General features: G+C 68.4%; 22 protein-coding genes. 8 read left to right on the top strand and 14 right to left on the bottom strand.

Annotated features, from left to right (window positions below):
• Positions 1-88: 88 nt before the first annotated feature.
• Positions 89-1,249, bottom strand: coding sequence for an amidohydrolase family protein (locus tag IAE56_RS13770; protein WP_200752909.1), 1,161 nt, complete (start codon positions 1,247-1,249; stop codon positions 89-91).
• Between the two features lie 185 nt (positions 1,250-1,434).
• Here IAE56_RS13770 and IAE56_RS13765 point away from each other — a divergent pair, with 185 nt between their 5' ends.
• Positions 1,435-2,076: a hypothetical protein gene (locus IAE56_RS13765; protein ID WP_200752908.1), complete on the top strand. Its 642-nt coding sequence runs from the start codon at positions 1,435-1,437 to the stop codon at positions 2,074-2,076.
• Positions 2,077-2,109: 33 nt separating this feature from the next.
• On the opposite strand, the gene IAE56_RS13760 is transcribed toward IAE56_RS13765, so the two are convergent.
• Entirely contained in the window at positions 2,110-2,751 is a 642-nt protein-coding gene (locus IAE56_RS13760; protein WP_200752907.1) for a hypothetical protein, read from the bottom strand.
• Positions 2,752-2,952: 201 nt separating this feature from the next.
• On the opposite strand from IAE56_RS13760, the gene IAE56_RS13755 reads away from it, so the two are divergent.
• Positions 2,953-3,564 (top strand): GNAT family protein, encoded by a 612-nt coding sequence (locus IAE56_RS13755; protein ID WP_200752906.1) that lies wholly within the window; start codon positions 2,953-2,955, stop codon positions 3,562-3,564.
• On the opposite strand, the gene IAE56_RS13750 is transcribed toward IAE56_RS13755, so the two are convergent.
• Both IAE56_RS13750 and IAE56_RS13745 read right to left on the bottom strand, forming a co-directional pair.
• Positions 3,561-4,337 (bottom strand): CDP-diacylglycerol diphosphatase, encoded by a 777-nt coding sequence (locus IAE56_RS13750; protein WP_200752905.1) that lies wholly within the window; start codon positions 4,335-4,337, stop codon positions 3,561-3,563. The genes IAE56_RS13755 and IAE56_RS13750 overlap by 4 nt on opposite strands.
• 72 nt (positions 4,338-4,409) lie before the next feature.
• Positions 4,410-5,081, bottom strand: a complete 672-nt coding sequence (locus IAE56_RS13745) for a decarboxylase (protein ID WP_200752904.1) — start codon at positions 5,079-5,081, stop codon at positions 4,410-4,412.
• Positions 5,082-5,248: 167 nt separating this feature from the next.
• On the opposite strand from IAE56_RS13745, the gene IAE56_RS13740 reads away from it, so the two are divergent.
• Positions 5,249-5,545, top strand: coding sequence for an I78 family peptidase inhibitor (locus tag IAE56_RS13740; protein WP_150454110.1), 297 nt, complete (start codon positions 5,249-5,251; stop codon positions 5,543-5,545).
• 144 nt (positions 5,546-5,689) lie between these two features.
• Here IAE56_RS13740 and IAE56_RS13735 read toward each other — a convergent pair whose 3' ends face one another.
• From IAE56_RS13735 to IAE56_RS13710, 6 genes are all read right to left on the bottom strand, one after another.
• Positions 5,690-6,574, bottom strand: a complete 885-nt coding sequence (locus tag IAE56_RS13735; protein WP_200752903.1) for a hypothetical protein — start codon at positions 6,572-6,574, stop codon at positions 5,690-5,692.
• Positions 6,575-6,620: 46 nt separating this feature from the next.
• The gene (gene dld, locus IAE56_RS13730) at positions 6,621-8,327 is read right to left on the bottom strand and encodes a D-lactate dehydrogenase (protein ID WP_200752902.1); all 1,707 of its coding nucleotides are present in this window, start codon (positions 8,325-8,327) and stop codon (positions 6,621-6,623) included.
• Positions 8,324-9,463 carry an FMN-dependent L-lactate dehydrogenase LldD gene (lldD, locus tag IAE56_RS13725; protein ID WP_200752901.1) on the bottom strand — a complete coding sequence of 380 codons (1,140 nt, stop codon included), beginning with the start codon at positions 9,461-9,463 and terminating at the stop codon, positions 8,324-8,326. Before lldD ends, dld begins: the two co-directional genes overlap by 4 nt.
• An 18-nt stretch (positions 9,464-9,481) precedes the next feature.
• Complete coding sequence (gene lldR, locus IAE56_RS13720) at positions 9,482-10,246, bottom strand: transcriptional regulator LldR (protein WP_200752900.1); 765 nt, start codon at positions 10,244-10,246, stop codon at positions 9,482-9,484.
• Between the two features lie 241 nt (positions 10,247-10,487).
• Positions 10,488-10,937 carry an MgtC/SapB family protein gene (locus IAE56_RS13715; RefSeq protein ID WP_079222238.1) on the bottom strand — a complete coding sequence of 150 codons (450 nt, stop codon included), beginning with the start codon at positions 10,935-10,937 and terminating at the stop codon, positions 10,488-10,490.
• Between the two features lie 159 nt (positions 10,938-11,096).
• A complete protein-coding gene (locus tag IAE56_RS13710) occupies positions 11,097-11,855 on the bottom strand; it encodes an SDR family NAD(P)-dependent oxidoreductase (protein ID WP_200752899.1) in 759 nt (252 codons plus the stop codon).
• Between the two features lie 189 nt (positions 11,856-12,044).
• On the opposite strand from IAE56_RS13710, the gene IAE56_RS13705 reads away from it, so the two are divergent.
• The 3 genes from IAE56_RS13705 to IAE56_RS13695 all read left to right on the top strand — a co-directional run bounded on the left by IAE56_RS13705 (position 12,045) and on the right by IAE56_RS13695 (position 14,994).
• The gene (locus IAE56_RS13705) at positions 12,045-13,136 is read left to right on the top strand and encodes an alkene reductase (protein WP_200752898.1); all 1,092 of its coding nucleotides are present in this window, start codon (positions 12,045-12,047) and stop codon (positions 13,134-13,136) included.
• A gap of 98 nt (positions 13,137-13,234) precedes the next feature.
• A complete protein-coding gene (locus tag IAE56_RS13700; RefSeq protein WP_200752897.1) occupies positions 13,235-14,191 on the top strand; it encodes an AraC family transcriptional regulator in 957 nt (318 codons plus the stop codon).
• A gap of 338 nt (positions 14,192-14,529) precedes the next feature.
• Complete coding sequence (locus tag IAE56_RS13695; RefSeq protein ID WP_200752896.1) at positions 14,530-14,994, top strand: SMI1/KNR4 family protein; 465 nt, start codon at positions 14,530-14,532, stop codon at positions 14,992-14,994.
• A 164-nt stretch (positions 14,995-15,158) separates the two neighbouring features.
• Here the strand turns inward: IAE56_RS13695 and IAE56_RS13690 are convergent, their stop codons facing one another.
• The 3 genes from IAE56_RS13690 to IAE56_RS13680 all read right to left on the bottom strand — a co-directional run bounded on the left by IAE56_RS13690 (position 15,159) and on the right by IAE56_RS13680 (position 19,047).
• Complete coding sequence (locus tag IAE56_RS13690) at positions 15,159-17,069, bottom strand: CocE/NonD family hydrolase (RefSeq protein WP_200752895.1); 1,911 nt, start codon at positions 17,067-17,069, stop codon at positions 15,159-15,161.
• A 233-nt stretch (positions 17,070-17,302) separates the two neighbouring features.
• Positions 17,303-17,689 carry a DUF4440 domain-containing protein gene (locus IAE56_RS13685; RefSeq protein WP_200752894.1) on the bottom strand — a complete coding sequence of 129 codons (387 nt, stop codon included), beginning with the start codon at positions 17,687-17,689 and terminating at the stop codon, positions 17,303-17,305.
• Positions 17,689-19,047: an MFS transporter gene (locus tag IAE56_RS13680; protein ID WP_200752893.1), complete on the bottom strand. Its 1,359-nt coding sequence runs from the start codon at positions 19,045-19,047 to the stop codon at positions 17,689-17,691. Before IAE56_RS13680 ends, IAE56_RS13685 begins: the two co-directional genes overlap by 1 nt.
• A 105-nt stretch (positions 19,048-19,152) precedes the next feature.
• Between IAE56_RS13680 and IAE56_RS13675 the strand changes: the two genes are divergently transcribed.
• Entirely contained in the window at positions 19,153-20,058 is a 906-nt protein-coding gene (locus tag IAE56_RS13675) for a LysR family transcriptional regulator (protein ID WP_200752892.1), read from the top strand.
• Positions 20,059-20,185: 127 nt separating this feature from the next.
• Here IAE56_RS13675 and IAE56_RS13670 read toward each other — a convergent pair whose 3' ends face one another.
• Positions 20,186-22,981, bottom strand: coding sequence for a glycoside hydrolase family 3 C-terminal domain-containing protein (locus tag IAE56_RS13670; RefSeq protein WP_200752891.1), 2,796 nt, complete (start codon positions 22,979-22,981; stop codon positions 20,186-20,188).
• A gap of 334 nt (positions 22,982-23,315) precedes the next feature.
• Here IAE56_RS13670 and IAE56_RS13665 point away from each other — a divergent pair, with 334 nt between their 5' ends.
• The gene (locus tag IAE56_RS13665) at positions 23,316-23,750 is read left to right on the top strand and encodes a glyoxalase (RefSeq protein ID WP_079222247.1); all 435 of its coding nucleotides are present in this window, start codon (positions 23,316-23,318) and stop codon (positions 23,748-23,750) included.
• The last annotated feature ends 147 nt before the right edge of the window (positions 23,751-23,897 follow it).

The raw sequence follows: 23,897 nt of genomic DNA, 5'->3' as shown, positions 1-23,897 counted from the left end.
CACAGTGCCCCGCCATCCCACGGAATGCCCGCTGTTGCTGTTGCTGTTGCTCTTGCCTCTGCAGGTGCAGGGCTGCAAGCCCTGCCGACTACACCCACTGCCCCTGCACAACCACGCGCCGCTCGACCGGCACACCCGCCACCGCCGCGGGACCGTGATCCGCCCGCACCGCCACGAACGTCGCCGGCAACCCCTCGCCCATCCCGTAGTCCGGCAACCCGATCACCGCCGCCGCATGCGTGGTCACCATCTCCAGCGCCAGCATCAGGTCGGAATCCGTGTAAAACCCCGAACGGTAGCCCAGCAGCATCGCCCGCTGCAGCAGATCGCCATTGCCGTAGGGCCACCAGCAGTCGCGGATGTTGTCGTTGCCTGCGAACACCCGCACCCCGGCATCGTGCAGCGCCCGCAGCGGCGGGAACGGGTGATCCCCCGGCGCGTTGCTCATGATCGCCACGCCGGCCGCCGCCAAGGCCTCGCCCACCTGCAGGGCGCGCGCCAACGGCACCTCGCCTAGCGCGTAGGCGTGGCTGACCGCCACCCTGCCCTGCAGCCCGGCCGCTCGCGTACGCGCGGCGATGCGCAGCAGCTGGGCCAGGCCGGTTTCACCCGGTTCGTGCAGATGGATGTCCAGGCGCACGCCGTAGCGCTCGGCCAGGCCGAACAGCAGGGCCAGCTGCCCCTCGGCATCGCCATCCAGCGTGGTCGGGTCGATGCCACCCAGCACCTCCACGCCCTCGGCCAGGGCCTGCTCCAGCACCGCGGCCGTGCCCGCGCAGGACATCACCCCCGCCTGCGGGAACGCCACCAGCTGGATCTGCATGATGTCGGCGCAGCGCTGCGCAGCCTCGCGCACAGCCAGCAGATGGCGCAGGCCGGTGCTGGCGTCGATATCGACGTGGCAGCGCATCGCCACGGTACCGAAGCGGCTGCACTGGCGGATCAGCGCCTCGGCGCGGTCCACCATCGGCGCGGCGTCGGCCACCGCGGCCTTTTCCACCGCCAGGCGCTCGCGCAGGCTGGCCACCGGCTGGTGCGGATGCCAGCGGTCGCCGACGAAACTCTTGTCCAGATGGATGTGCCCATCCACCAGGCCCGGCAGCAGGGTGAACCCCTGCAGGTCGATGACCTCGGCACCTTCAGCCGGGCCCGTTGCGCGGTTGAAACCCTCAAAACGCCCGTCGCGGATGTGGAAATGCACCGGCGCACCCGCGCGGTCGACGCCACCCTGGATGAACTGCAGGGTCATGGGGGAACTCCCGGAAAGCCAGACAAGGCCCCATCGTGCGCCCCGCCCGGCCCATCGGCCAACGAAATATCTGCATGCCTCGTATTTGGCAACGCGATGAATGCCCGACGAGTCGCGACGCTTTCGGCACGCCGGGGACACGCCTGAACGGGTAACATGGGCGCCTGTTTCCGCTGTGATGCCGCATGGGCCCGTCCGACCGCCACGATCGTCTCCGCCGCTGGCAGGCCGCATCCCTGCTGGCCGCTGCCCCGATCGCCAGCCTGTCCGCCGCCGATGCCGGTGCCACCGCGCCGCTGCAGGCGCCGCCCGGTCAGCAGCGCATCGCGCCCGCCGCCCTGGTCGAACAGCTGCACCAGCGCGTGTTGGCCGGCCCCAGCGCAACCGGCACCTTGGAAAGCTGGTGCGCAGAGCACGGCCTGGCCGAACAGGCCCGCGTGCGCGCCGTGCGCGTGCATGGCCAGGACAAGGCGGCACCGGCCGACGTGCTGAAGGCGCTCGGCGCGGACGCCGATACGCCGCTGCGCTACCGTCGCGTGCAACTGGTCTGCGGCAGCCGCGTGCTCTCCGAAGCCGACAACTGGTACCTGCCGGGCCGCCTCAGCGCGGCAATGAACCAGGTGCTGGACAGCAGCGACGAACCCTTCGGCCGCGTGGTCGGCCCCCTCGGCTTCCAGCGCCAGACCCTTGCCGACCAGACCTTCTGGCCACCGCGCGGCGATGGCGACCATGGCGTCATCCTGGAAGTGCGTGCCCTGCTGCGCGACCGCCAGCAACAGGCCTTCAGCTACGTCATCGAGTCGTACAGCGTGCAGGCGCTGCCCTGACGGCGAGCGAGCGGTAGTCGAGCAGGCTCGACGCTACTGGCTGATGCCGTTGGCAGTGGGATCGATCGAGAACACGAAACGCCCCGAGGACTGCCCGTTTCCCAGCGGATACTCGGCCGTCATCAACGCGTAGTGCGGTGCACCGCGGTCCTTGCCGAACAGGCCAACCCAGTCACGGAATCCACCTTGGCTGCGGCTGCGCACCTCGCCCATGCACAGGGTGTAGCCACACGACAGCGAGGCCAGCGCCACGTCCTCGCCCAGCGCACGGGTCGCCGCGGCCTGGTACAACCGGGTCAGATCCTGCGCATCCGGACTCAGCGACGCATCCGATTCGAACTGCTGCAGGGCTGCTTTGAAGCTTCTGCTGGAAAGGAGGACGGCCTGGGCCTGGTCGCCCGACAATTCGCCGCCGTTCAGCAGTTGCGACTCCCCTTCGAGGTAGGCCTGATTCATTGGCATGGCGTGTTGTGCCGACGGTGTGGCTGCAGCGCCACGTGGAGGCACAGGCACAGGCACAGGCGCATCATCGGGAGACGCGGCGTGACCGGGCGCCTGCGCCTGCGATGCGGCCGCCTTGATGGGGGCCTGCGCGATCTCATTGCGCGCGGTTCCGGTTTCGCCCGGGTGGCAGCCCGGCAACACGCCCAGCACCATCCCGGCGATCAACAGCATCCTTGCATCCATCCGTGCACTCCGTGTGTGGAAAGGCCACAGCATCGACCGTTCGCACACGTTGCGCCATCTGCATCGCACAAACAAGCGTCCTGCAACCGCGCCTTCATCCCTGAACGGCCCCGGACCATCGCGAACCGCGCTCCGCACTTTGCAACAAATTTCATGGGAATCGCCCCGCGCAGACGGGATCGTGCCCGGATGTGCATCGAACCGAACCCCACTTCCCCTCCTGCCCTGCACCCGGTACTGCGCCGCCACCTGCTGCTGCTGGGCCATGGTTCCATCAACCTGCGCTCGCTGCAGCGCACCGACCTGCCCGGCTGGCGCACGCTGTGCGGGCAGCGCCGCACCCGCTGCAACGTGAACTGCCGAGGCGAGGCCGAGGTGCAGCTGTTCATCGGCATCCAGCGCTCGCGCCTGCAGGAAGACAATGACCGCCTGCTGCTGGGTGTGTTCGACCAGTCCAGCCATACCCTGATCGACCAGCTGACCGTGCGGCTGCAGTCCGCGCGCGATCGCAGCGCCGAGCTGCAGCGCTTCTGCCTGGCCGACTGGACCGATGCGCAGCGCTTCGCCGACACGCTGCAGGCACTGTGCCCGTTCCTGTTCGAACAGGTCGGACTGCACCGCGTCTATGTGATGCTCCCGCCCGACAACAGCGCCGGGCTTGCAGACGTGCTGCGCGCCGCCGGCTTCGAGAACGAAGGCCTGCTGCGCGACCATCACCTGGGCCCTGACGGCTGGGAAGACCGCAGCCTGCATGCGCTGACGGCGCCGACCTGGCGCCGCCAGCACCCCGCGCGGGGCTAGCGCACCCGCTCCAGCGCGGAACCGGCGCCGGTCAGCACGCTGCAGGCGTGGTCCTGCAGCTCCTCGGCACTGGCGTCGTTGCCGGTGGCGGTGTCGAGCCGGGTCGCCAGCAGCACGAACCCGGGGGCGCCGTGCGCATCGCGGTGACCGGCCACCAGCAGGCTCCAGTTGCCGACGTCGGCCGGGCCACTCAGGTCGAAGGCCAGCAGGTTCAGCGGGTTGGCGGTCAGCTCCGCGCCCGGCAGCACGCGCGCCTGGTACGGGTGGCCACGCAGCGGCACCGGCAGCGGCGCCCACTGCTGCCCCAGCGCCGCACGCTGTGCGTCCAGCGCCTGCACCACGTCGGCACGCAGGCAGTCCACGTGGATGTGCAGCTGGTGCTGCGAGCGACCATGCGGCGAGTTCAACGCCAGGCTGGCCACTTCGCGCGGCAGCGGCTGGCCAAGCGCCTGCTGGGTGTGCGAGCGCGCCTGCCAGGCGGCGGCGAAGTAGTTCGGCACGCCCCTGCGGTACAGGCCGGGGCTTTCAATGCCGCTGACCTTGTCCAGCGGCATCAGCAGGAACTGGTAATCCCCATGCGAATCCTTGACCAGTACGTCGCGGCGGTCGGCGCCGGGCTGCACCTGCAGGCAGGCACCTCGCGGGCCATCGCTCCCTTCGCAGTCGCGCTCGATCAGGCGCCACAGCGCATCGGAATGGGCCGGTGGCGGCGGCGCGCTGGCACAGGCAGCCAGGGTGGTCAGGGACAACAGCAGCAGGGGACGCAGGGACACGGTGGAAACTCGGTAAACAGGCGCAGCGAACATTGTAGAGTCGAGCTCGCTCGACTGCCCGCTTCGACCCGCTCAGTACGTCCCGAACGGCACTTCCACGACCTTCGCCGGGCCTTGGCCCGGGGCCTGCAGGGTGTAGCGGTCCAGCGCACCATCGTCATCGGCAAAGGGCTGGCGCTGGAACTGCAGCCGGTACTGCACCTCACCCAGGCGCACCGTGGTCGCCTCGGAGTCCACCGCGGCCGCTTCCGGCAGCAGCAGGCCACCCAGATCGCTGTAGGCACCGGCAACATCGGCGAAGGTGTAATCGGCCAGCTCATCCACCCGCTGCATCGCATACACATGCGGCACATAAGGGCGGGACGGGCTGCGCACGTTGCCGAGGTCATCCACCCCGGCCTGTGCGAGGTGGTACTGCTCGCGCAGCGCGGCCACGCCCAGCGACGGGCTGGCCACCTGCAGGCAGCACACCGCGCGGTGGCCTTCGCGATCAAGAATGACGAAGCGGTCGCCACGGGTCGCTTCCTGCGGCAGCATGCCGAACGCCAGGTTGCGCTGCGCCGGCTCATGGCCGGCCTCGGTCTGCAGGTTGCGCCAGCCACCGAACACGGGGGCAGCATCGGCGGTTGCGGCCGCCACTGCCGGATCAATGGCCGCGGCGTTGACTGTCGCGGCCGCCAGCAGCAACGGCAGCAACGCCATCGAGGTCAGCCAGCCCTGTCCGTGCGCACTGCCTGCCTTCATACCCTGTTCCGCACCTGCGCCGGAATGGCCCGACCTGCCCGCCGGCGCAATGCCGTACGTTCGCGCACTATGCATCGGCGGTCGGCCAGCGGCAATGATCCGATCGCTGCCGGGGCCGCGCCAGACAGTGCTATGGTGCGGCCATTCCCCTGCAATGGAGCGCCCGCATGACTGCCCACCGCCTGTTCCTGCTGCTTCCTGCCACTGCACTGCTGCTGTCGGCCTGCGTCAGCACGCCCGGCCCGCAGGTCAAGGGCAGCGGCCGCTGCGATGCCAGCACCCTGGGCTGGGCCGTGGGCCAGCCGGGCAACGAAGAGAACATGCGCCGCCTGTCCCGTGAAAGCGGCGCCGGCCTGGTCAACCCGATCGGACCGACCACCATCACCACCAAGGACATCCGCCCGGACCGCCTGCGCGTGTACGTGGACAAGAACAACGTCATCACCGCCGCACGCTGCGAGTGACCCCGACCGTAGAGCCGAGCCATGCTCGGCTGCCCTTGCCTTCTGTAGAGCCGAGCCATGCTCGGCTGCTCTTGCCTTCTGTAGAGCCGAGCCATGCTCGGCTGCCGTGGCAAACGCCGTCGAGCAAGCTCGACTCTACCGCGCTCAGGGCCCGGTATAGCCCGCGCAGTCCGGCAGTGCCTGGTCCGGTTGGTAAGCACCGTCACTGAAGCGGAACGTGCGCACATACGTGCACGCCGGGTCCTGCTCGGTGCGCAGGTCCTTCTTGGTCAGCGGGCCCTTGGCCAGCGAATCCTCGTTGCGTGACACACCGGCCGGGAAGCGCGTGGCCACGGTCTGGTAGCGCAGCACCGGCATCGCCGTGGCGGTGGAATCCAGCGAGAGCCTGGCCGAGAACCCGTAACTGTCATGGCAGGCGCCAGCGCGCTGCTTCATGTCCTGCTCGCTGAAGCAGGCACGGATCTCCGCATGTCCCGCCCAGGCCACACCGAGCACGTCATTGTCGACCTGGATGCCGTCATCCAGGTGCCGCACCCGTGCCAGCTGCAGGCGCGACGCATCGGCACCGCCGCCGGAATACATGTTGCTGACCTTGCTGATGCCGCCGACCAGCACGTTCTGTCGTGCCCGCTGCTGCGGATCGGCCACGGCCTGGTCGGCACCCACGCCCGGTGCCAGGCGCACGATCCATGGCCACAGTGACAGCTCACCTTCAGGCGGCACATCCATCGTCACGTGCCAGGACTGCGGCTGGCCCGTGCCCTGTCCACGCTCGGTCACCACCAGCGTGGTGGATGCCTCACCTTCGGTGTCGCTGGGCTGCAGGGCCACGCACCAGGCACGATCGGCCGTGCAGTTCTGCAGGCGGTCGCCGCCATCCTCGCCGGGCAACAGCACCTGCCCCAGCGGTTCCAACACATTGCCTGCGGCGTCGCGCTGCTGCGGCAGGATCGAGCCCTGGGCAGATGCCAGTACCGGCGCGGACAGCAACAGCGCAAGCCACGCGGCTCGGGAAATCGTCGTGTGCATCGTCATTCCTGCGCGTCGGCGCGTCCCTGCGGAATGCCGATGATAGTCAATGCCCGCTGCAATCGCAGCCGCCCCACCCCGCCACCTTGGATGTGTGGCCGATACCGGGATTGAACGTGTTGCTCGGATCTAGCTGCCGATAGAATCCGGCCAGCGCCGGCTTGGCCGGGTACAGGTGGCCGACGTTGTGTTCGGCCGGGTACTCGGCGCCACGATTGTCCAGCAGCGCCCACATCGCATGTTCGATGGCCATCGGGTCTTCGCCTTTGCGCGCGATGTAATCCTGGTGGAACACATGGCAGAGGAAGTGCCCGTAGTACAGCTTGTGCAGCAGGCGCCCATCGATGTCGGCCGGCAACGTCTCGAACCAGTCCGCATCGTCGCGGCGCAGGGCGATGTCCAGCGCCACGATGTCCTGCACCTTCGCGCGATGGACTTCGCGGTAGCGCACCGCCGCACCGGCCACGGCGAAACGATGCAGGAACGCCTTTCGTCCCTCCTCGGCGCTGCAGCGGAAGAAACCGCCCTCATGGTTGGCAAAGCACTCGCGCAGCCAGCGCTCGGTCTCCGCAGCATCCTGCGCCGATACCTTCAGCAGCAGGTGATGCTCATATCGCTGGCGGAACTCGCCCATGCGCGGCGGCAGGTGCGACGGCAGCAGGCCGACCAGCGCCTGCATCACCCGGTCGGTCACCCCGCGCAGGCCCAGCCGCTCGAACCAGCCATCGACGCGGCTTTTCAGCGCGAACGCCGCCGGCACCCGCGCGGTACCGAGGCGATCGATCAGCAGGAACGTGTCCTTACCGTAGCGCTCGCCGATGTCGTACGCATCGCGGTGGATGTACTCCCCGGCGATCGGCAGGCGTTCGAAGCCGGTCAGCAGCTGGCGGCGGATGGCGGTGAGCGTGGCTGTGCGGTTGCTGCCGATGTAGAACACCTCGGCGGCTTCCTTCTCGAACGTATCCAGGCGCACGGCGAACACCGCCAGTTTGCCCGCCGAACCGGACGCCTCGTAATGACGGCTGGGGTCGGCGTTGAAGCGTGCCGGCGTATCCGCATCGACACGTCGCACATCCTCGGCATAGCGCGCATCGGAGGCAGCGCGGCCATCGCCGTCGCCGACATCGGCGGGGCTGTAGTCGCCCGCCTGCAGACGCTGCAGGATCTGCTCGGGCGTCTCGCCGAGGGCAATGCCAAGGTGGTTGACCAGCTGCAGCTGGCCCTGCGCATCGACCTGGGCGAACAGTGCCAGCTCGGTATAGGCCGGGCCACGGCGCACCAGCGCGCCACCGGAGTTGTTGCAGACGCCGCCCAGCACCGAGGCGCCGATGCAGGATGAGCCGATCACCGAATGCGGCTCACGCCCCAGCGGTGCCAGCGTCTGTTCCAGACGATCCAGCGTCGCGCCGGGCAGGCACAGCACCTGGCGGCCCTCGTTCAATAGCTGGATGCCGGTCAGGCGCAGCGTGCTGACCAGTACGATCGGCCGCCCGTAGTCATCGCCATCGGGAGTCGAACCACCGGTCAGGCCGGTGTTGGCCGCCTGCAGGATGATCGCCGCTCCACCCTGCACCGCCGCCTGCAACACCCGCCACAGTTCCAGCAGCGTGCCCGGGCGCACCACGGCCAGCACCTGGCCGTCGCCGAACCGATAGCCGCGGCGGAACCGCCGGGTCGCCTTGTCGCCGGTCAGAACATGGCGGCTGCCGACGGCCATGCGCAGCTGCGCCAGCACGCTCGCGTGGTCGCTCATGGCAGGCTGACCAGCGAGTCGCGGCCGATGTCGGCGATCCGGCGCGCACCGGTCAGCGTCATCGCCACCCGCATTTCCTTGGCGATCAGGTCCAGCAGGTTGGCCACGCCGGCCTCCCCCTGTGCGGCAAGCGCATACACGAAGGCCCGACCCAGCAGCACGGTATCGGCGCCGAGCGCCAGCATGCGCACCACGTCCAGGCCATTGCGGATGCCCGAATCGGCGAGGATCTTCAGGTCGCCCTGCACTGCATCGGCAATGGCCGGCAGTGCGCGTGCGGTGGACAGCACGCCATCCAGCTGGCGGCCCCCGTGGTTGGAGACCACGATGCCATCGGCGCCGAACTTCACTGCATCGCGCGCGTCGTCCGGATCGAGGATGCCCTTGATCACCATCGGCCCCTTCCAGAACTCACGGATCCACTCGAGGTCCTTCCAGGAAATGGACGGGTCGAAGTTGCTGCCCAGCCAGCCGATGTAGTCCGCCAGCCCGGTCGGGTTGCCACGGTAGGCGGAAATGTTGCCGAGGTCGTGCGGGCGCCCGAGCAGGCCCACGTCCCACGCCCAGCGCGGGTGGGTGATGGCCTGGCCGACGCGGCGCAGCGAGGCATTGGGACCGCTCATGCCCGAATGCGCGTCACGATAACGCGCGCCGGGCACCGGCATGTCCACGGTGAACACCAGGGTGGTCACACCGGCCGCCTGCGCACGCTCCAGCGCGTTGCGCATGAAGCCACGGTCGCGCAGCACGTACAGCTGGAACCACATCGGCCGCTGGATGGCCGGCGCCACTTCCTCGATCGGGCACACCGAGACGGTCGACAGGGTGAACGGAATGCCACGACTGTCAGCCGCACGCGCGGCCTGTACCTCACCGCGCCGGGCGTACATGCCGGTCAGGCCGACCGGCGCCAGCGCCACCGGCATCGCCAGCGTTTCGCCGAACAGCTCGGTTTCCAGGCTGAGGTCGGACATGTTGCGCAGGATGCGCTGGCGCAGCGCGATGTCGGACAAGTCGGAGACATTGCGCTTCAGCGTGTGCTCGGCATACGCGCCGCCATCGATGTAGTGGAACAGGAACGGCGGCAGTCGCCGCTCGGCGGCGGCGCGGTAATCGGTGGAAGCGGAAATGATCATGGGGTCAACCGGAAGTCATCAGCCATGCGGGGAAGGGAGACGCGAGCCCCGCGCACGCCGGGCTTCGTTGTCATCGAGCGTGCGCAGCGTGGTGTGCACGAACTCAAGGTGGGCATGGGCAGCGGCGCGCGCGCGTTCGGGATCGCCCGCCAGCACCGCATCCATCATCTCGCGATGCTGGTCGGACAGCGGCGAGAAGGTTGCTGCCGTGGTGTAGAGCTTCTCGCGGCTCTGCGAGATGTTGGTCTGCAGCAGCTCGAACAGGCCGCGCATCACCTGCAGCATCACCAAGTTGTGCGAGGCCTCGGCGATGGACAGGTGGAAGGCCGCATCGGCTGCGGCCTCGCCGGCCGGGTCATTCTTGCCGTGCGCGTCCAGCATGGTCTGGAAGGCGCGGCTGATGCGCGCGCGGTCCTCGTCGGTGGCACGCAGCGCGGCGTGCCACGCCGTGGCACCTTCCAGCGCGTGGCGGATCTCCAGCACATCGAAACGGTATTCCGGATCGCCCTGGAACACCGGCAGGTAGGGCACCAGGGGTTCCTGCAGCGCCTGCCGAGCGAGTGCCGCCGGGTCGGCCACGTAGGTGCCGCCACCGACGCGCGCGGTCAGCAGCCCCTGGCTGGCCAGCTGCGCGATGGCCTCGCGCAGCGCGGTGCGCGAGACGCCCAGCTCCAGCGCCAGGGTGCGCTCGGCCGGCAGCCGGTCGCCGGGCTGCAGCTGTTGTTCCTGCACCAGCAGGCGCAGCTGTGCAGCGACCTTGTCAGAGACGCGCGGCGAGGTCATGGCGTCCACCGCGCGGTGGACGCATATTGGTATGACCATTCGCGGTATCGGATGCACTGGCGATTCAAGGCGTCTGCCAAATCCGGATAAGGCAGCCATTACAGCACAGGTTCGCCGATTATTTGGTCTGACCATTTGGCCGGACATGGGTCAGAGCCCCTGCGGGGATCCGACCCCGGGGTCGGATCCCCCGGGGGGGGCCCCCCGGGGGGGGGGGGCCCCCCCCCCACCCCCACTCCCCTCAGAGTCTCTTCTCCACCCGCCGGATCACCGCCAGCACCAGCACGCACAGCACGCTCACCCCGATGGCGATCACGTACTTGCCAATGCCCACCGCGATGCCGATGGCCGCAGCCATCACCAGCGAACTTGCCGTGGTCAATCCGCTGACCTGGTCCTCGCGGTTACCGCGCAGGATGGTGCCTGCCGCCACGAAACCAACGCAGGCCACCACCGCCTCGATCAGGCGCACCGGATCGACCTGCAGCAGGTCGCGGTAGCGCTCCTGCTGGAAATGTTCGGCCACCGAATCGCCGAGGCCGACGATCAGCGCCGCCGCCCCGGCAATCAACATGTGCGTGCGCAGGCCCGCAGCGTGCTTGCCCATCTCGCGTTCGACGCCGAGCACGCCGCCGAACAGCATCGCCGCGGCCACGCGCAGCAGGATCGATACATCCTGGGTCAGTTCCATCGGCAGGCTCCGGAAGTTTCCCCGGAGCGTCGCGCGAGGGCCGTGGCACCACGGTGAAGGTGCCACCACGGCCGGTTCACCCGGCAGCGCCCGGCGATGCCCGGGGTCGGATCCCCGCAGGGGCTCTGACCCCATCCATCCGTTCCCCTCAGCAGCGCATCACTGCGCCAGGTAGCCACCGTCGATCGCGTAATAGGTGCCGGTCGCGAACGAGGCATCATCACTGGCCAGCCAAGCCACCAGCGCCGCCACTTCCTCCGGCGTACCCAGGCGCTTGAGCGCATGGCGCCCTTCCAGCGTCGCGCGCACCTTGGCATCCATCTTTTCCAGCAGCGGCGTGGCGATGAAGCCCGGGCCGACTGCGTTGATGCGGATGCCATCGCCGGCGTGTTCCCACGCGGCGGTCTGGGTCAGGCCCACCACGCCATGCTTGGCCGCCACGTAGGCGGTCGAACCGGCATAGCCCACCTGGCCCAGGATCGAGGCCATGTTGATGATGCTGCCGCCCTTGCCCGCCGCGCGCATCGCCTGGATCTGCGCACGCTGGCACAGGAACACGCTGGTCAGGTTCACATCGACCACGCGCTTCCAGCCATCGACCGGATAGTCGCCACTGCTTGCAGCCGGGCCACCGATGCCGGCGTTGTTCACCGCCACGTCGATGCCACCCAGCTCCTTCACCGTGCGCTGTACTGCAGCTTCCACCGCCGCTTCATCGGTCACGTCCAATGCGATGCCGATGGCCTGCACGCCCTTCGCCTTCAGGCTCTGCACGGTGGCATCCACCGCGTCCTGTTTCAGGTCCCACACCGAGAGGCTGGCACCGGATGCAGCAAGCAGTTCCGCCACGGCCAGGCCGATGCCGGACACACCGCCGGTCACGATCGCGGTCTTGCCCTTGAGCTGGTAGTCGATCATCTGTGTTCTCCACGTGTTGGTCATCGATGCGGAGCGCGTCCGCCTGTTGATGACGTTACGCCCGCGCGTGTTACGGAGGTGCCATCTGCAGCGACATTCGACGTCCATTGCCTGCAACGAACCTTCCCATCGCTGCAACGCATTCGCACCTATGCTCCAAGCCACACCTCTCCCCCAGTGGAACCTTCGATGAGCCCTGCCGCCGATCTGCTGTTCACGCCCACCCACCTTGGCGACATCGCCGTGGCCAACCGCATCGCCATGGCGCCGCTGACGCGCAACCGCGCCCTGCCCGACCGCGTGCCCTCGCCGCTGGCGATCACCTACTACCAGCAGCGTGCCAGCGCCGGCCTGATCATTGCCGAGGCAACGCAGATCAGCCCGCTCGGCCAGGGCTACCTCGACACCCCGGGTATCTACAGCGACGCGCAGGTGGCTGGATGGAAGCCGGTGACCGACGCGGTGCACGCCGCCGGTGGCCGCATCGTGCTGCAGCTCTGGCACGTCGGCCGCATCTCCCACACCAGCCTGCTGCCGGAAGGCGAAGTGCCGGTTGCACCGAGCGCGATCCGTGCCAATGGCAAGACCTTCACCGCCAATGGCTTCGAGGATGTGTCCGCGCCGCGTGCACTGGCCATTGAGGAGATCCCGGCGCTGATCGAGGACTACCGCACCGCTGCACGCAACGCAATTGCCGCCGGCTTCGACGGCGTGGAAGTGCACGCCGCCAACGGCTACCTGATCGACCAGTTCCTGCGCGATGGCAGCAACCACCGCAGCGATGCCTACGGTGGCAGCATCGAGAACCGTACGCGCCTGCTGTTTGAAGTGGTCAGCGCGGTGGCCGAAGCCATCGGCCCGGCACGCACCGGCGTGCGCCTGTCGCCGGTCACGCCGGTCAACGATGCGCACGACAGCAATCCGCAGCCGCTGTTCGACCGCGCGGTGGAGCGCCTGGACACGATCGAGGGCCTGGCCTTCATCCATGTCATCGAAGGGGCCACCGGCGGCGACCGTGACAACCTCGCCTTCGACTACGCCGGCCTGCGTGCGCGCTTCCGTGGCCCGTGGATTGCCAACAACGGCTACGACGCCGCGCGTGCCGAGCAGGCCGTAGCCAGCGGCTACGCCGACATGGTCGCGTTCGGGCGGCCCTTCATTGCCAACCCCGATCTGGTGGCGCGCCTGCGCAGTGGCGCCGCACTGGCCGACCTCGACCCCAGCACCCTGTATGGCGGCGGCGAACACGGCTACACCGACTACCCCGCATTGGGCGCGTAATCCATTGTCACCGGCCCGTCGCTGCGGCGGCGGGCCCGCGCTAGAATAGGCCTGCGAGCCGACGCCAGCACTTTCCTCCCCTGCTGAGCGGCCCCGCAATGTCCCGATATTTCACCTTTGCCGACTACCGTCGCTTCGGCGACCGCCACGGCTATGACTACCGCGCCGACCCGCGCGACCTGCGCGACGACCAATGGGTCGGTCGCGGCGAAATGCACGAACAGACCCTGCGCGGCGGCCTCAGCCTGATCGCCACCGATGTGTGCAACCGCGTGGGCTATACGGCCACTGCCGAGCAGCGGCCGGGCCTGTCGATCCGGATGATGCTTGATGGCCAGGTCGACGTGCAGGTGCCGCAGCGTGAGGCCTTCAGCCTGCGCGCCGGCACCGCGATGACCAGCCATCACCGTGAACCGGTCGAGATGCGCGGCGTGCATCCGGGCAGCGTGCGCCTGCGTGGCGTGAGCCTGCGCATTCCTGCGGAGTTCGATGTGGACCTGCTGCAACAACCCGCGCTGCAGCAGGCACTGCAGGGCAGCGAGGTCGGCTGCCGCCACTGGGCCATTCCGCACACACTGGTGCCGGCGTTGTCGCAGCTGTTCGACAGCCCGTGGCAGGGCGATCTGGATGCACTGTGGCGCGAGGGCCTGGCCCTGCAGATCCTGGCGGTCGGCCTGCAGGCCGATGACCTGCACGGGGCGACCACCCGTGCGCTGCGTGCCGGGCAGCATGCGCGGCTGGAACGCGTGCGCGATTTCCTGCGCGAAGACCCCAGCCATGAGCACAGCCTGGTCGAACTGGCGCAGATCGCCTGCATGAGCCCCAGTTCGCTGCGCCGTCATTTCGTGCAGCAGTACGGCTGCTCGGTATTCGATTACCTGCACGAACAGCGCATGCACCATGCCGAACAGGGCCTGCGCGAACGCGGCTGGAGCGTCGAACAGGCGGCGGCCGCTACCGGCTACCGCCACCCCAGCAACTTCGCTGCGGCGTTCCGCAAGCGCTTCGGCCTGGTACCCAGCCGCTGGCGTACCGGGCCCTCGAAGGTGGGTTGAGCTGCGCTCTGGTGGGTTGGCCTCCGTTCTGGTGGGTGTCGACCGTTCTGGTGGGTTGGTCTCCGCTCCGGTGGGTGTCGACCGTTGGTCGACACGCTTTTGCATGGCTCGCCGGGCATTGTCCGGCGCTACCAACATCGCTTAATCCCCGCTTTGGTGGGTGTCGACCGTTGGTCGACACGCTCGATCCCCGCTCTGGTGGGTGTCGACCGTTGGTCGACACGCTCTGGCGTCGCCTGCCGCTGACAACGATCACAGCCGTGGGATCTGTCGCGTGTCCCCCTTGTCGCTTGCGACAGGCAACGCCACAGTGGTGCGACTGATTGCAGGGAATCCACGTGAACCATCGGGATCGAGCCAACCTGCCCAACCTTGTCCGCGCCATGCAAAGTCGATGGCTGCAGGAAGTGGGCGCACATGCTGACGACCTTGGAAAGCTGCAAGAGCACTGGGCCGGGGCAACGATTCCCGAGGAGTTCCTGCAGTTTCTGCGCTGGTCAGATGGCGGCCGCTGCGTGTTCCCTCTTGGCTACCTCGACCTATGGCCAGTCGCCAGCATCATCACCCTCAACGACGATTACCTGATCCGTCGTTACCTTGAGGATGCCTTCATCGGCATCGGGACAGACGGAGGATCGACGCTGATCGCGCTTGATCTTCGTCCAACCTTCCATGGACACGTGACTTCATTCGATCTGGGCAACCTGGACATCCGCCAAGGGAAGCCTGTGGCGGAATCCGTTGGCGACCTGTTCCGGCGACTCGACAACGGACTGCTGACGAGCGATAGCCTTCAGCCCTGAGCCGATCGATCCCCGCTCTGGTGGGTGTCGAGCTTGGTCGACTCGCATGCCGGCCAGCGGCCGGCACCACCGCCGGGCATGGCCCGGCGCTACCAACATCGCTCGATCCCTGCTCTGGTGGGTGTCGACCGTTGGTCGACACGCTCCTGCATGCACCACCAACCTCAATACACCGGCAGATCGATGTAACTGGCCTGCGCGGCGCTGTGCCACACCCGCTGCGTGGCCTTCTGGTAATCCCCCGGCTTGGCCAGGTAGATGTTCGGCACGTAGGTCTGCGGGTTGCGGTCGTACAGCGGGAACAGGCTGGACTGCACCTGCACCATCACCCGGTGCCCCTTCTGGAACACATGGTTGGCATTGGGCAGATCGAAACGGTACGGCTGCACCTGGTTGGCCACCAGCGCCTTGGGCTCGCTGAAGCTCTCGCGGTAACGGCCGCGGAAGATCGCCAGCGACACCGGCAGCTCATAGCCACCCATTTCCGGCGACGAAGCATCCTGGTCCGGGTAGACGTCGATCAGCTTCACCACCCAGTCGCTGTCGGTGCCGCTGGTCGATGCCTGCAGGTGCACCGCCGGCGCGCCACCAATGCGCAGCGGCTCGCTCAGCGGCTCGGTGATGAAGGTCAGCACGTCCGGGCGACCATCGACGAAGCGCTGGTCTTTCACCAGCCAGGTGGTCCACATGTCACGATCGCCGAAGCGCACCGGACGCGGCACGAACGGCACCGGCTTGGCCGGGTCGGACACGTATTCCTCGAAGTCACCCTCGCCCGCCGCCGGCGCCTGGAAGGCCAGCTTGCCACCGGCACGCAGGTACAGCGGCTTGCTGGCTGCGGTGCACTCCTTCTGGCAGCTGCGCGGCCAGCCCTGCAGGCGGTCCCAATGGTTTTCGCCGGTGTTGTAGATCAGCACCGGCGGCGTATCGGCCTTCGGGGCACCGTCCACCAGGTACTGGTCGAAGAACGGCTTGAGCACGTCGCGGCGGAACTGCAGCGCAGTATCACCGTCGAACTTCAGCGCGCCCAGCGAGTCACCGGTGTAGTTCACCTGGCTGTGCCGCCACGGGCCCATCACCAGGTAGTTGAGGGTGTTGCCGGTGTCGCGCCCTTCCATTGCCTGGTAGGCATGGTTGGCGCCCCACATGTCTTCCTGGTCCCACAGGCCCTGCAGCCACATGGTCGGCACTTTCAGCGGCGTCTTCGCCATCACCGCGTCCAGCGCCTGGCCCTGCCAGAAGGCATCGTAGGACGGGTGCTGCACCAGCTTCTTCCACCAGGTCAGCTGGTCCACCCCGGTGAAGCGCGCATAGTCGCCCGCCGAACCGATGCGCAGGAAGGTGCTGTAGTCGTCGTAGCCGAGGCTGGGCAGCGGGGTGCCCTTGCCGCGCTTCTCGGTCTGCATCGCGAAGTAGTTGAAGTTGACCTGGCGGAACGCGCCGTAGTTGAGCCAGTCGTCACCCATCCAGCCATCGACCATCGGGCTTTCCGGCGCGGCAACCTTCAGCGCCGGGTGCGGGTCGGTCAAGGCCATCACCACGGTGAAGCCCTCATACGACGAGCCCAGCATGCCGACCTTGCCGTTGGTCTCCGGCACGTGCTTGACCAGCCAGTCGATGGTGTCCCATGCATCGGTGGAATGATCGACCTTGGTGTTGTTCAGCGGACCGCGCAGCGGCCGGGTCATCACGTAATCGCCTTCGGAACCGTACTTGCCGCGGATGTCCTGGAACACGCGGATGTAGCCGCCATCGACGAATACTTCATCGCCCTGCGGCAGCATGTCGCGCATGCGCGGCGAATCGGTGCGGCTGGCGCGGCCGGCCGCGTCGTAGGGCGTGCGGGTCAGCAGGATCGGCGCGTTGTGTGCGCCCTTGGGCACCACGATGACGGTGTACAGCTTGGTGCCATCGCGCATCGGCACCATCACCACGCGCTTGTCGTAGTCACGGCCGACATCGGGGGCCACGAAGGGCTTGCCGCTGATGTCCGGGGTCATCGGCGGGGTATCGCCGGCCAGCACGGTGCTGGACAGGCCAAGGGCGATCGCTACAGCAACGGCACGCACACGCATGGAAACCCCTCCCGGCAGGAAAGTCCCAAGCGTACTCCTGCCCTGCCCGGTGAGGTGTATGCAGGCTTTGCGTTCTGCGCTCTTTGGGGGCAGGACTGATGGCACATGTGCTGTGGGACATCGGAGCGCTCGCCGGGGGGGGGGGGGGCCGCGGCGCCCCCCCCCCCCCCCCCCCCCCCCCCCCCCCCCCCCCCCCGCCGGCGGCCCCCCCCCCCCCCCCCCCGGCGGATCCGTCAGCCTGATTGAACCTCATGCAGCGCCAACCAGCGCCAACGCCCCTGTTCCTGCCGCAGCACCGCCAGCGATTCCCGCCACGCGACCGCCCCATCGCCCACCGCATGCCCCTCGCGATAGCGCAGCACGGCCAGCGGTGACGGCGCTTCAATCACCTGCACGGCGTCGATGGCGATGCGCAGGCCCGGGCGTGCCCCATGCCCACCCACGAACAAGGCCTGCACCGCCTGCCGATCCAGCCGTCGCCCGGCAATGCCGACCATGCTGAAGTCCGCGCAGAAGTGCGCCATCAGATCGTCGACTGCATCGGCGCCCACCTCGGCGCGGAACCAGGCCTGCAGCGTGTCGTGCAGTTCGTGGATTTCATGTTCGGCGGTGCGGTGCATCAGGCATTCTCCGGTTGCGGAAGGAGCAAGGACTGCGCGCGGCGCAACAGCGCCATCGGCAGCAGGGTAAGGAAAGCGGCCAGGCCCAGCGCCACGCCGGTGGCCCGCGCCGGCAGCCGTTGCATGGCCAGCGCCAGCAGCAGCGCGATGGCGGCGGTGCCAAGACAGAAGCTGAGCTGCCGGTTGAGATTCCACAGTGCACTGGCATCACCCAGCGCCTCGCCCTCCACACCGTGAAAAGCCAGCGTCTGCGCGGTGCTGCTGCACAGGCTGCCGCCGGCGCCCATCAGCGCAAACAGCAGCGCCGCCAGCGCGAATGAAGGGTGCGGCAGCAGGGCCATCAGCAGCAGGCCACTGGCCTGCAACAGCATGCCGACACGCAGTACCGCCGCAGGACCGACACGCGCCAGCAGGCGACGGCTGCCGGTGATGGCCACTGCCGAGGCCAGCGCCCACGGCAGCATCAGCGCACCGATGCGTGCAGCACTGTAACCGGCCTGGTGCAGCTGCAACGTGCTGGCCAGCTGGCTGCCGATGAACACGCCCGGCACGGCCAGGTAGACCAGCATCGCCAGCCGCAGCCCACGATGGGACAGCAGCGACCAGCGGAGCAGCGGTTGTGCCTGCCGGCGCGCGTGGCGCAGATGGGCGGTCGCCAGCACCAGCGCCAGCAGCAACAGCACCGCACCGGCACTCCGGTGGCCGGGTTCACCCAGCCAGGTCAGTGCCAGCAGCAGCACACCCAGCGCGCTCATCGCCGTGGCCAGCGCATAGGCCTGCAGGCGGGGCGCGGTGCGTTCACCGTCGGCCGGCATCCACGCCAGCACCAGACCCATCGCCGCCAGCGCCAGCGGCAGGCTGGCCCACAGCACGCCGCGCCAGGACAGCCACTGCACCAGCAGCCCACCCAGCGCCGGCGCCAGTGCCGGTACCAGCAGCGCCACCAGCAGGATGCGGCGGGTCAGCGCACCGCGCTGATCGGGGGTGCAGTGCCGGTAGGCTGCGGCCTGGGCGACCGGGATCAGCAGGCCACCGGCCAGGCCCTGCAGCAGCCGCCAGCCCAGCAGCCAGCCGATGCCCGGCGCCGCACCGGCCAAGGCCGCCGCCAAGGCGAACAGCAGCAGTGCCACCAGCAGCAGGCGTCGCTCGCCACAGCGAGCGGCCAGCCACGGCGCCAGCGGGATGACCACGCTCAGGCCCAGCATGTAGGCCGTGCCGACCCAGGCCAGCGTTCCAACATCCGCATGCAGCTCGGCCGCCAGCGCCGGGTAGGCCACCGTGGCGATGAACATGTTGACCAGGTCCAGGGCGAACACCAGCAGGAAGATCGCCTCATGGCGCAGGCGGGGGGACGGCATCGGCGGCGCTCCAGCGGGGAAGCAGGCAGGATGCCCTGCACCGGCTGTTGGAAAAACACGACAGCAGCTGCAACACTGTCAAATCTGTTTTGACAATGAATCGCCATGGTCAGCCTGGATCGCTTCGACATCTTCCGCGCCGTGGTCGACGCCGGCAGCCTCACTGCAGCCGCCGACCGCCTTGGCCTGAGCCGCGCGGTGGTCAGCTTCAACCTGAAGCGGCTGGAGCAGGAACTGGGGGTGACCCTGCTGCTGCGCAGTACCCGCCACCTGGCCCTGACCGAGGCCGGCGAACAGTTCCTGCAGCACTGCGTGCAGGCCCTGGATGCGGCCCAGGCGGCCATCGATGCCGCGCGCCGCGACCAGCACCAGCTGCAGGGCACACTGCGCCTGACCACCACGCCGGAGTACGCGCAGCTGCGACTGATCCCGGCGTTGGAGGCATTCCGCGCGCGGCATCCGGCGCTGCAGCTGCATCTGTCCACGTCGCCCGCACCGGCCGACCTGATTCCCGAGCGTTTCGACGTAGCCATCCGCCTTGGCCGCCTGCCGGATTCAGGCCTGCATGCGAGCGAACTGGAGCGGCACCCGCTGTGCGCGGTGGCCGCGCCTTCGCTGCTGGCACGCCTGCCCTCTGCCGATGCGGCCGATGATCCGGTGCAGCTGGGCACCCTGCCCCGCCTCGGCTATCCGCGCCTGGCCGATGTGCCGGTGGTGGCGCCCGACGGCAGCGACGCGTTGTTCGCCACCAATCCGGGCAATGCGGTGGTGCGCGTGGACGGCGCCAGCAGCCTGCGCGCCTTCGCCCTGGCCGGCGCAGGCGTCACCGTGCTGCCGCGCTGGCTGATCGAGGACGATCTGGCCCACGACCGCCTGCGGCCGGTACTGCGCCAGCACCGCTTCCCGCAGCAGAGCGTCTACGCCGTCTACCCGCACAGCACGCAGCCCTCGCCGAAAGTCCGCCACCTGATCGATTTCCTGCGCGGGTGGTTCACCGGCACGCCCGGGTGATGACGGCGTCCGCCGGAGATGCCATGACCAGATAGCGCCGGGCCATGCCCGGCGAGCGCAGCGGCACCCCACAAAAAGAAACGGCCCCTTTCGGGGCCGTTCCTCCGAACATCAACAACCCGCTGGATCAGCGCAGCACCTGCTCCGCCAGCTGCACGTCCACGCTCTGCAGCGGCTCGGCCGCATTGCGCGACAGCTGCACCTGGTAGGTGCCGCCGTCGATCTTCCACTGGCGTGCCTGTGCATCGTAGTGGGCCAGGGTCTTCGGCTCGGCTTCGATGCGGATGCGGCGCTGTTCGCCCGGCTGCAGCTGCACCTTGTCATAGCCGATCAGGCGGATCGGCGTGGTGCTGCCGGCCGGCAGCTTCAGGTACAGCTGGGCCACGTCCGCACCGGCGCGCTTGCCGGTGTTGCGGATGTCCACGCTGGCGACCAGGCGCGAACCCTCCACGCTCACCTTCAGGTTTTCATAGGCGAACGAGGTGTAGGACAGGCCATGGCCAAACGCGAAGGTCGGGGTCAGGCCCTTGGCGGCCATCCACTTGTAGCCGACGTTGGCGCCTTCGATATCGAAATCGAACACGTCGCCGAACTCCTTCTTCGGCTTGAAGCCCAGGCCGTCGATGTGCGGGCGCGGCAGCTGCGATTCGTCCACCACCCAGGTCACCGGCAGGCGGCCGGACGGGTTGGCCTGGCCGGTCAGCAGCGCGGCGATGCCTTCGCCACCGCGGATGCCCGGGTACCAGGCCTGCAGCATCGCCGGCACCTGCGCCAGCCACGGGGTACGCACCGGGCCATTGGTTTCCAGCACCAGCACGGTCTTCGGGTTGGCCTTGGCCACCGCCGAGATCAGCGCGTCCTGCTTGTCGGGCAGCTGCATGTCCGGCAGGTCCACCGATTCGGCCGCCCACTGGGTGGCGAACACGATGGCCACGTCGGCCTGCGCGGCCGCCTTGGCCGCGGCGGCGGCATTGGTGCCGTCCACATATTCGATGGTCGCGTCCGGACGCGCTGCACGCAGCGATTCCAGCGGCGAGGACGGGTGGAAGATCACCGGGCCCGGCCAGGTGGTCGGCATCACGCCCGGCACTGCATTGGTGCCCTTGGCGGTCACGCCCACCATCGACGAACCACCACCACCGATCACGCCCTTGTCGGCATGCCCGCCGATGATGACGATGCGCTTCACGCTGTCGGCCAGCGGCAGCAGGTTGCCTTCATTGCGCAGCAGCACGCTGCCTTCTTCCACCGTGCGCTGGGCAACGGCGTAGCCGGCTTCGGCATCCACCTTCTGGTGCTGCGGCGGGTTGTCGAAGTTGCCATGCAGGAACATCGTGCGCAGGATGCGCGCCACCATGTCGTTCAGGCGCGCCTGCGGCACCACGCCACCGTGCACGGCCAGGCGCAGCGGTTCGTCGAAGAACACCGCGGCGTCGAACACTTCACCGGCCGACTGCTGGTCCAGGCCGGCCAGCGCCGCCTTCGAACCGCTGTGCACGCCGCCCCAGTCGGACATCACGAAACCGGGGAACTTCCATTCCTGCTTCAGCACCTGGTTCATCAGGTAGCCGTTCTCGCAGCCGTAGGTGCCGTTGATCTTGTTGTACGAGCACATCGCCACGCCCGGGCGACCGGCTTCCAGCGCGATCTCGAAGGCCAGCAGGTCCGATTCGTGCATGGCCTGTTCGCCGATGCGCACGTCATGGAAGTTGCGGCGGGTCTCCATGTCGTTCAGCGCGAAGTGCTTCATCGAGGAGATCACGTGCTGGCTCTGCACGCCCTGGATCAGCGCGCCGACCATCGAACCGGCCAGCAGGGGATCTTCGCCGGCGTATTCAAAGTTGCGACCGTTGCGCGGGTCACGCTGCAGGTTGACGCTGCCCGACAGCAGGATGTTGAAGCGCTGCTGCCATGCTTCGCGGCCCATGGTCGCGCCACCGGCGAAGGCCACTTCGCGGTTCCAGCTGGAGGCGGTGGACGGGCCGGACGGCATCGCGGTGGCGAAGTCGCCCGGACGGATGCCGCCCGGATTGGTCACGCCCACGCCGGCATCGGCCGACTGCTGCGCCGGAATGCCCAGGCGCGGCACCGCCGGCACGAAACCGGCCGAACCCACCGCGCCTTCCGGCAGCGGGCCACCGTCCTTGCCCAGCCCGAAATAGCTGTGCAGCATCTGGAACTTCTCGTCCTCGGTCATCGCCTTCAGCAGCAGCGCAGCGCGCGCATCGGCGTTGAGGGTGGCGTCCATCCACGGCTGCTCGCCGCCCTTGTCGGCCACGTAGGCCAGGGTCAGCAGGGTCGCGCGCAGGGCGCTGCCATCGATCTTGAACGGCGCGCTGCTGGCAGCCTGGAAGCCATCGCTGAAGTAGCTGGCATCGGCTTCCAGGGCCACGCGGGCCGGATCGAAACCGGCAGCCTTGGCCGATTCACCGGCCACCGCACCCAGCAGCACGGCCGGCGCGCCCAGGCGCGAACGGGTGACCAGGGCCGGCAGGCGCGCGGCGCCCGCACCGGCATCGGTGTACAGGGCCACGGTGTGGCGGCCATCGTCCAGGCGCAGGTAGTTCAGGCCCGGCTGGTCGGGGCCGGATTCGGCGGCGATCGGCAGGCGGGTCAGCACGGCCTGGCCCTGCTGGGTCTGGCCATCATCCTTGCCGGCGGCGATGAAGCGGTATTCGTAGCCCAGGCCATCGGCCAGCAGCTGCAGCGGATCGACCTGGCCGATGCCGCGCTGCACCTGGCGCACGCTGACGGCGTCCACCTGCAGGGATTTCAGCTGGGCAGCCAGGGCGGGAATGGCATCGGCGGTCGGCGCCTGGTCCAGGGTCAGCACGGTGAAGGCGGCCGTATCGGCCCAGGCCGGGGCGGCCAGCGCGGCAGACAGCGCAAGGGACAGGGCAAGCGGCTTTGTAAACGTTTTCATCGGCGGGCGTAATTCCGTTGCCAAGGCAATCGGTCCAGGGAAAGTGCCGCCGAAGGGTGCAGCGTTCATGCCGCGCGGGCGTTGCCAGGCAACACACCGCGGGCCAGGGGACGGACCGGTCTGCGCGCGGGACCCTCCTCCCGGCGTGACAACCTGCCTGCCCGGGCCGCAAAGCGACCCATCTTGTTAAGATTGTGCGAGGGCATCGATGGCTGTCAACAGGACCTAAGTCACAGGCCCCCATATGGCCTTGGTTATCAGGCCATCACCGGCGGTCATCAGCGGGCCGCAGGGCCGTGCCGATAATGGGAGTCCCTGGCGATGGACCGAGCCCATGAACGTACACCGCACTTTCGACCACCTCTGGCGCGACCGCTGTGATACTTCCAGCCAGCGCAGCCCGCGCGTGCTGATCCGCGTATTCGTCACTCCCGGCGAGCTGGAGCGCAGCGTGGCGTTCTACGAGCAGCTGCAGGGCGTGGTGGCCGATGCGGGCTTTCCGTTCCCCGATGCCGGCCTGCGCCTGGCCATGGTCGGTGCGTTCCTGCTGATCGAGGGCAGCGATGACGCACTGGCGCCGTTCACCTCCACCACCGGCACCCTGCTGGTCGATGATGTGCGGCCCTATCACGACAGGCTGGTGGCGGCCGGCGCCGAGATCATCTTCCCGCTGCAGGTCGTGCCCACCGGCGCGGCGTTCAATGCGGTGCATCCCGATGGCACCGTGGTCGAGTACGTGCACCATCGCCCGGATCCGCACGGGCGGTGATGGGACGGCCGGGCTGCCGCCCGGCACCCGCTGACGTCAACGTCAACTTCAACGTCAAAAGCCTGCATTCCGTGGGATGGCGGGGTGGGTCCGGTGGCAGGGGACGCTGCAAGTACGTCCATGTAAGCTCGGTCGCCGCATCCATGC

The organism is Stenotrophomonas sp. S41, from assembly GCF_016624625.1.
In the GTDB taxonomy this organism is placed as follows: Bacteria; Pseudomonadota; Gammaproteobacteria; order Xanthomonadales; family Xanthomonadaceae; genus Stenotrophomonas.
Note: the sequence above shows the minus strand (reverse complement) of the source record. Positions and strands in the feature narration are given on the sequence as shown.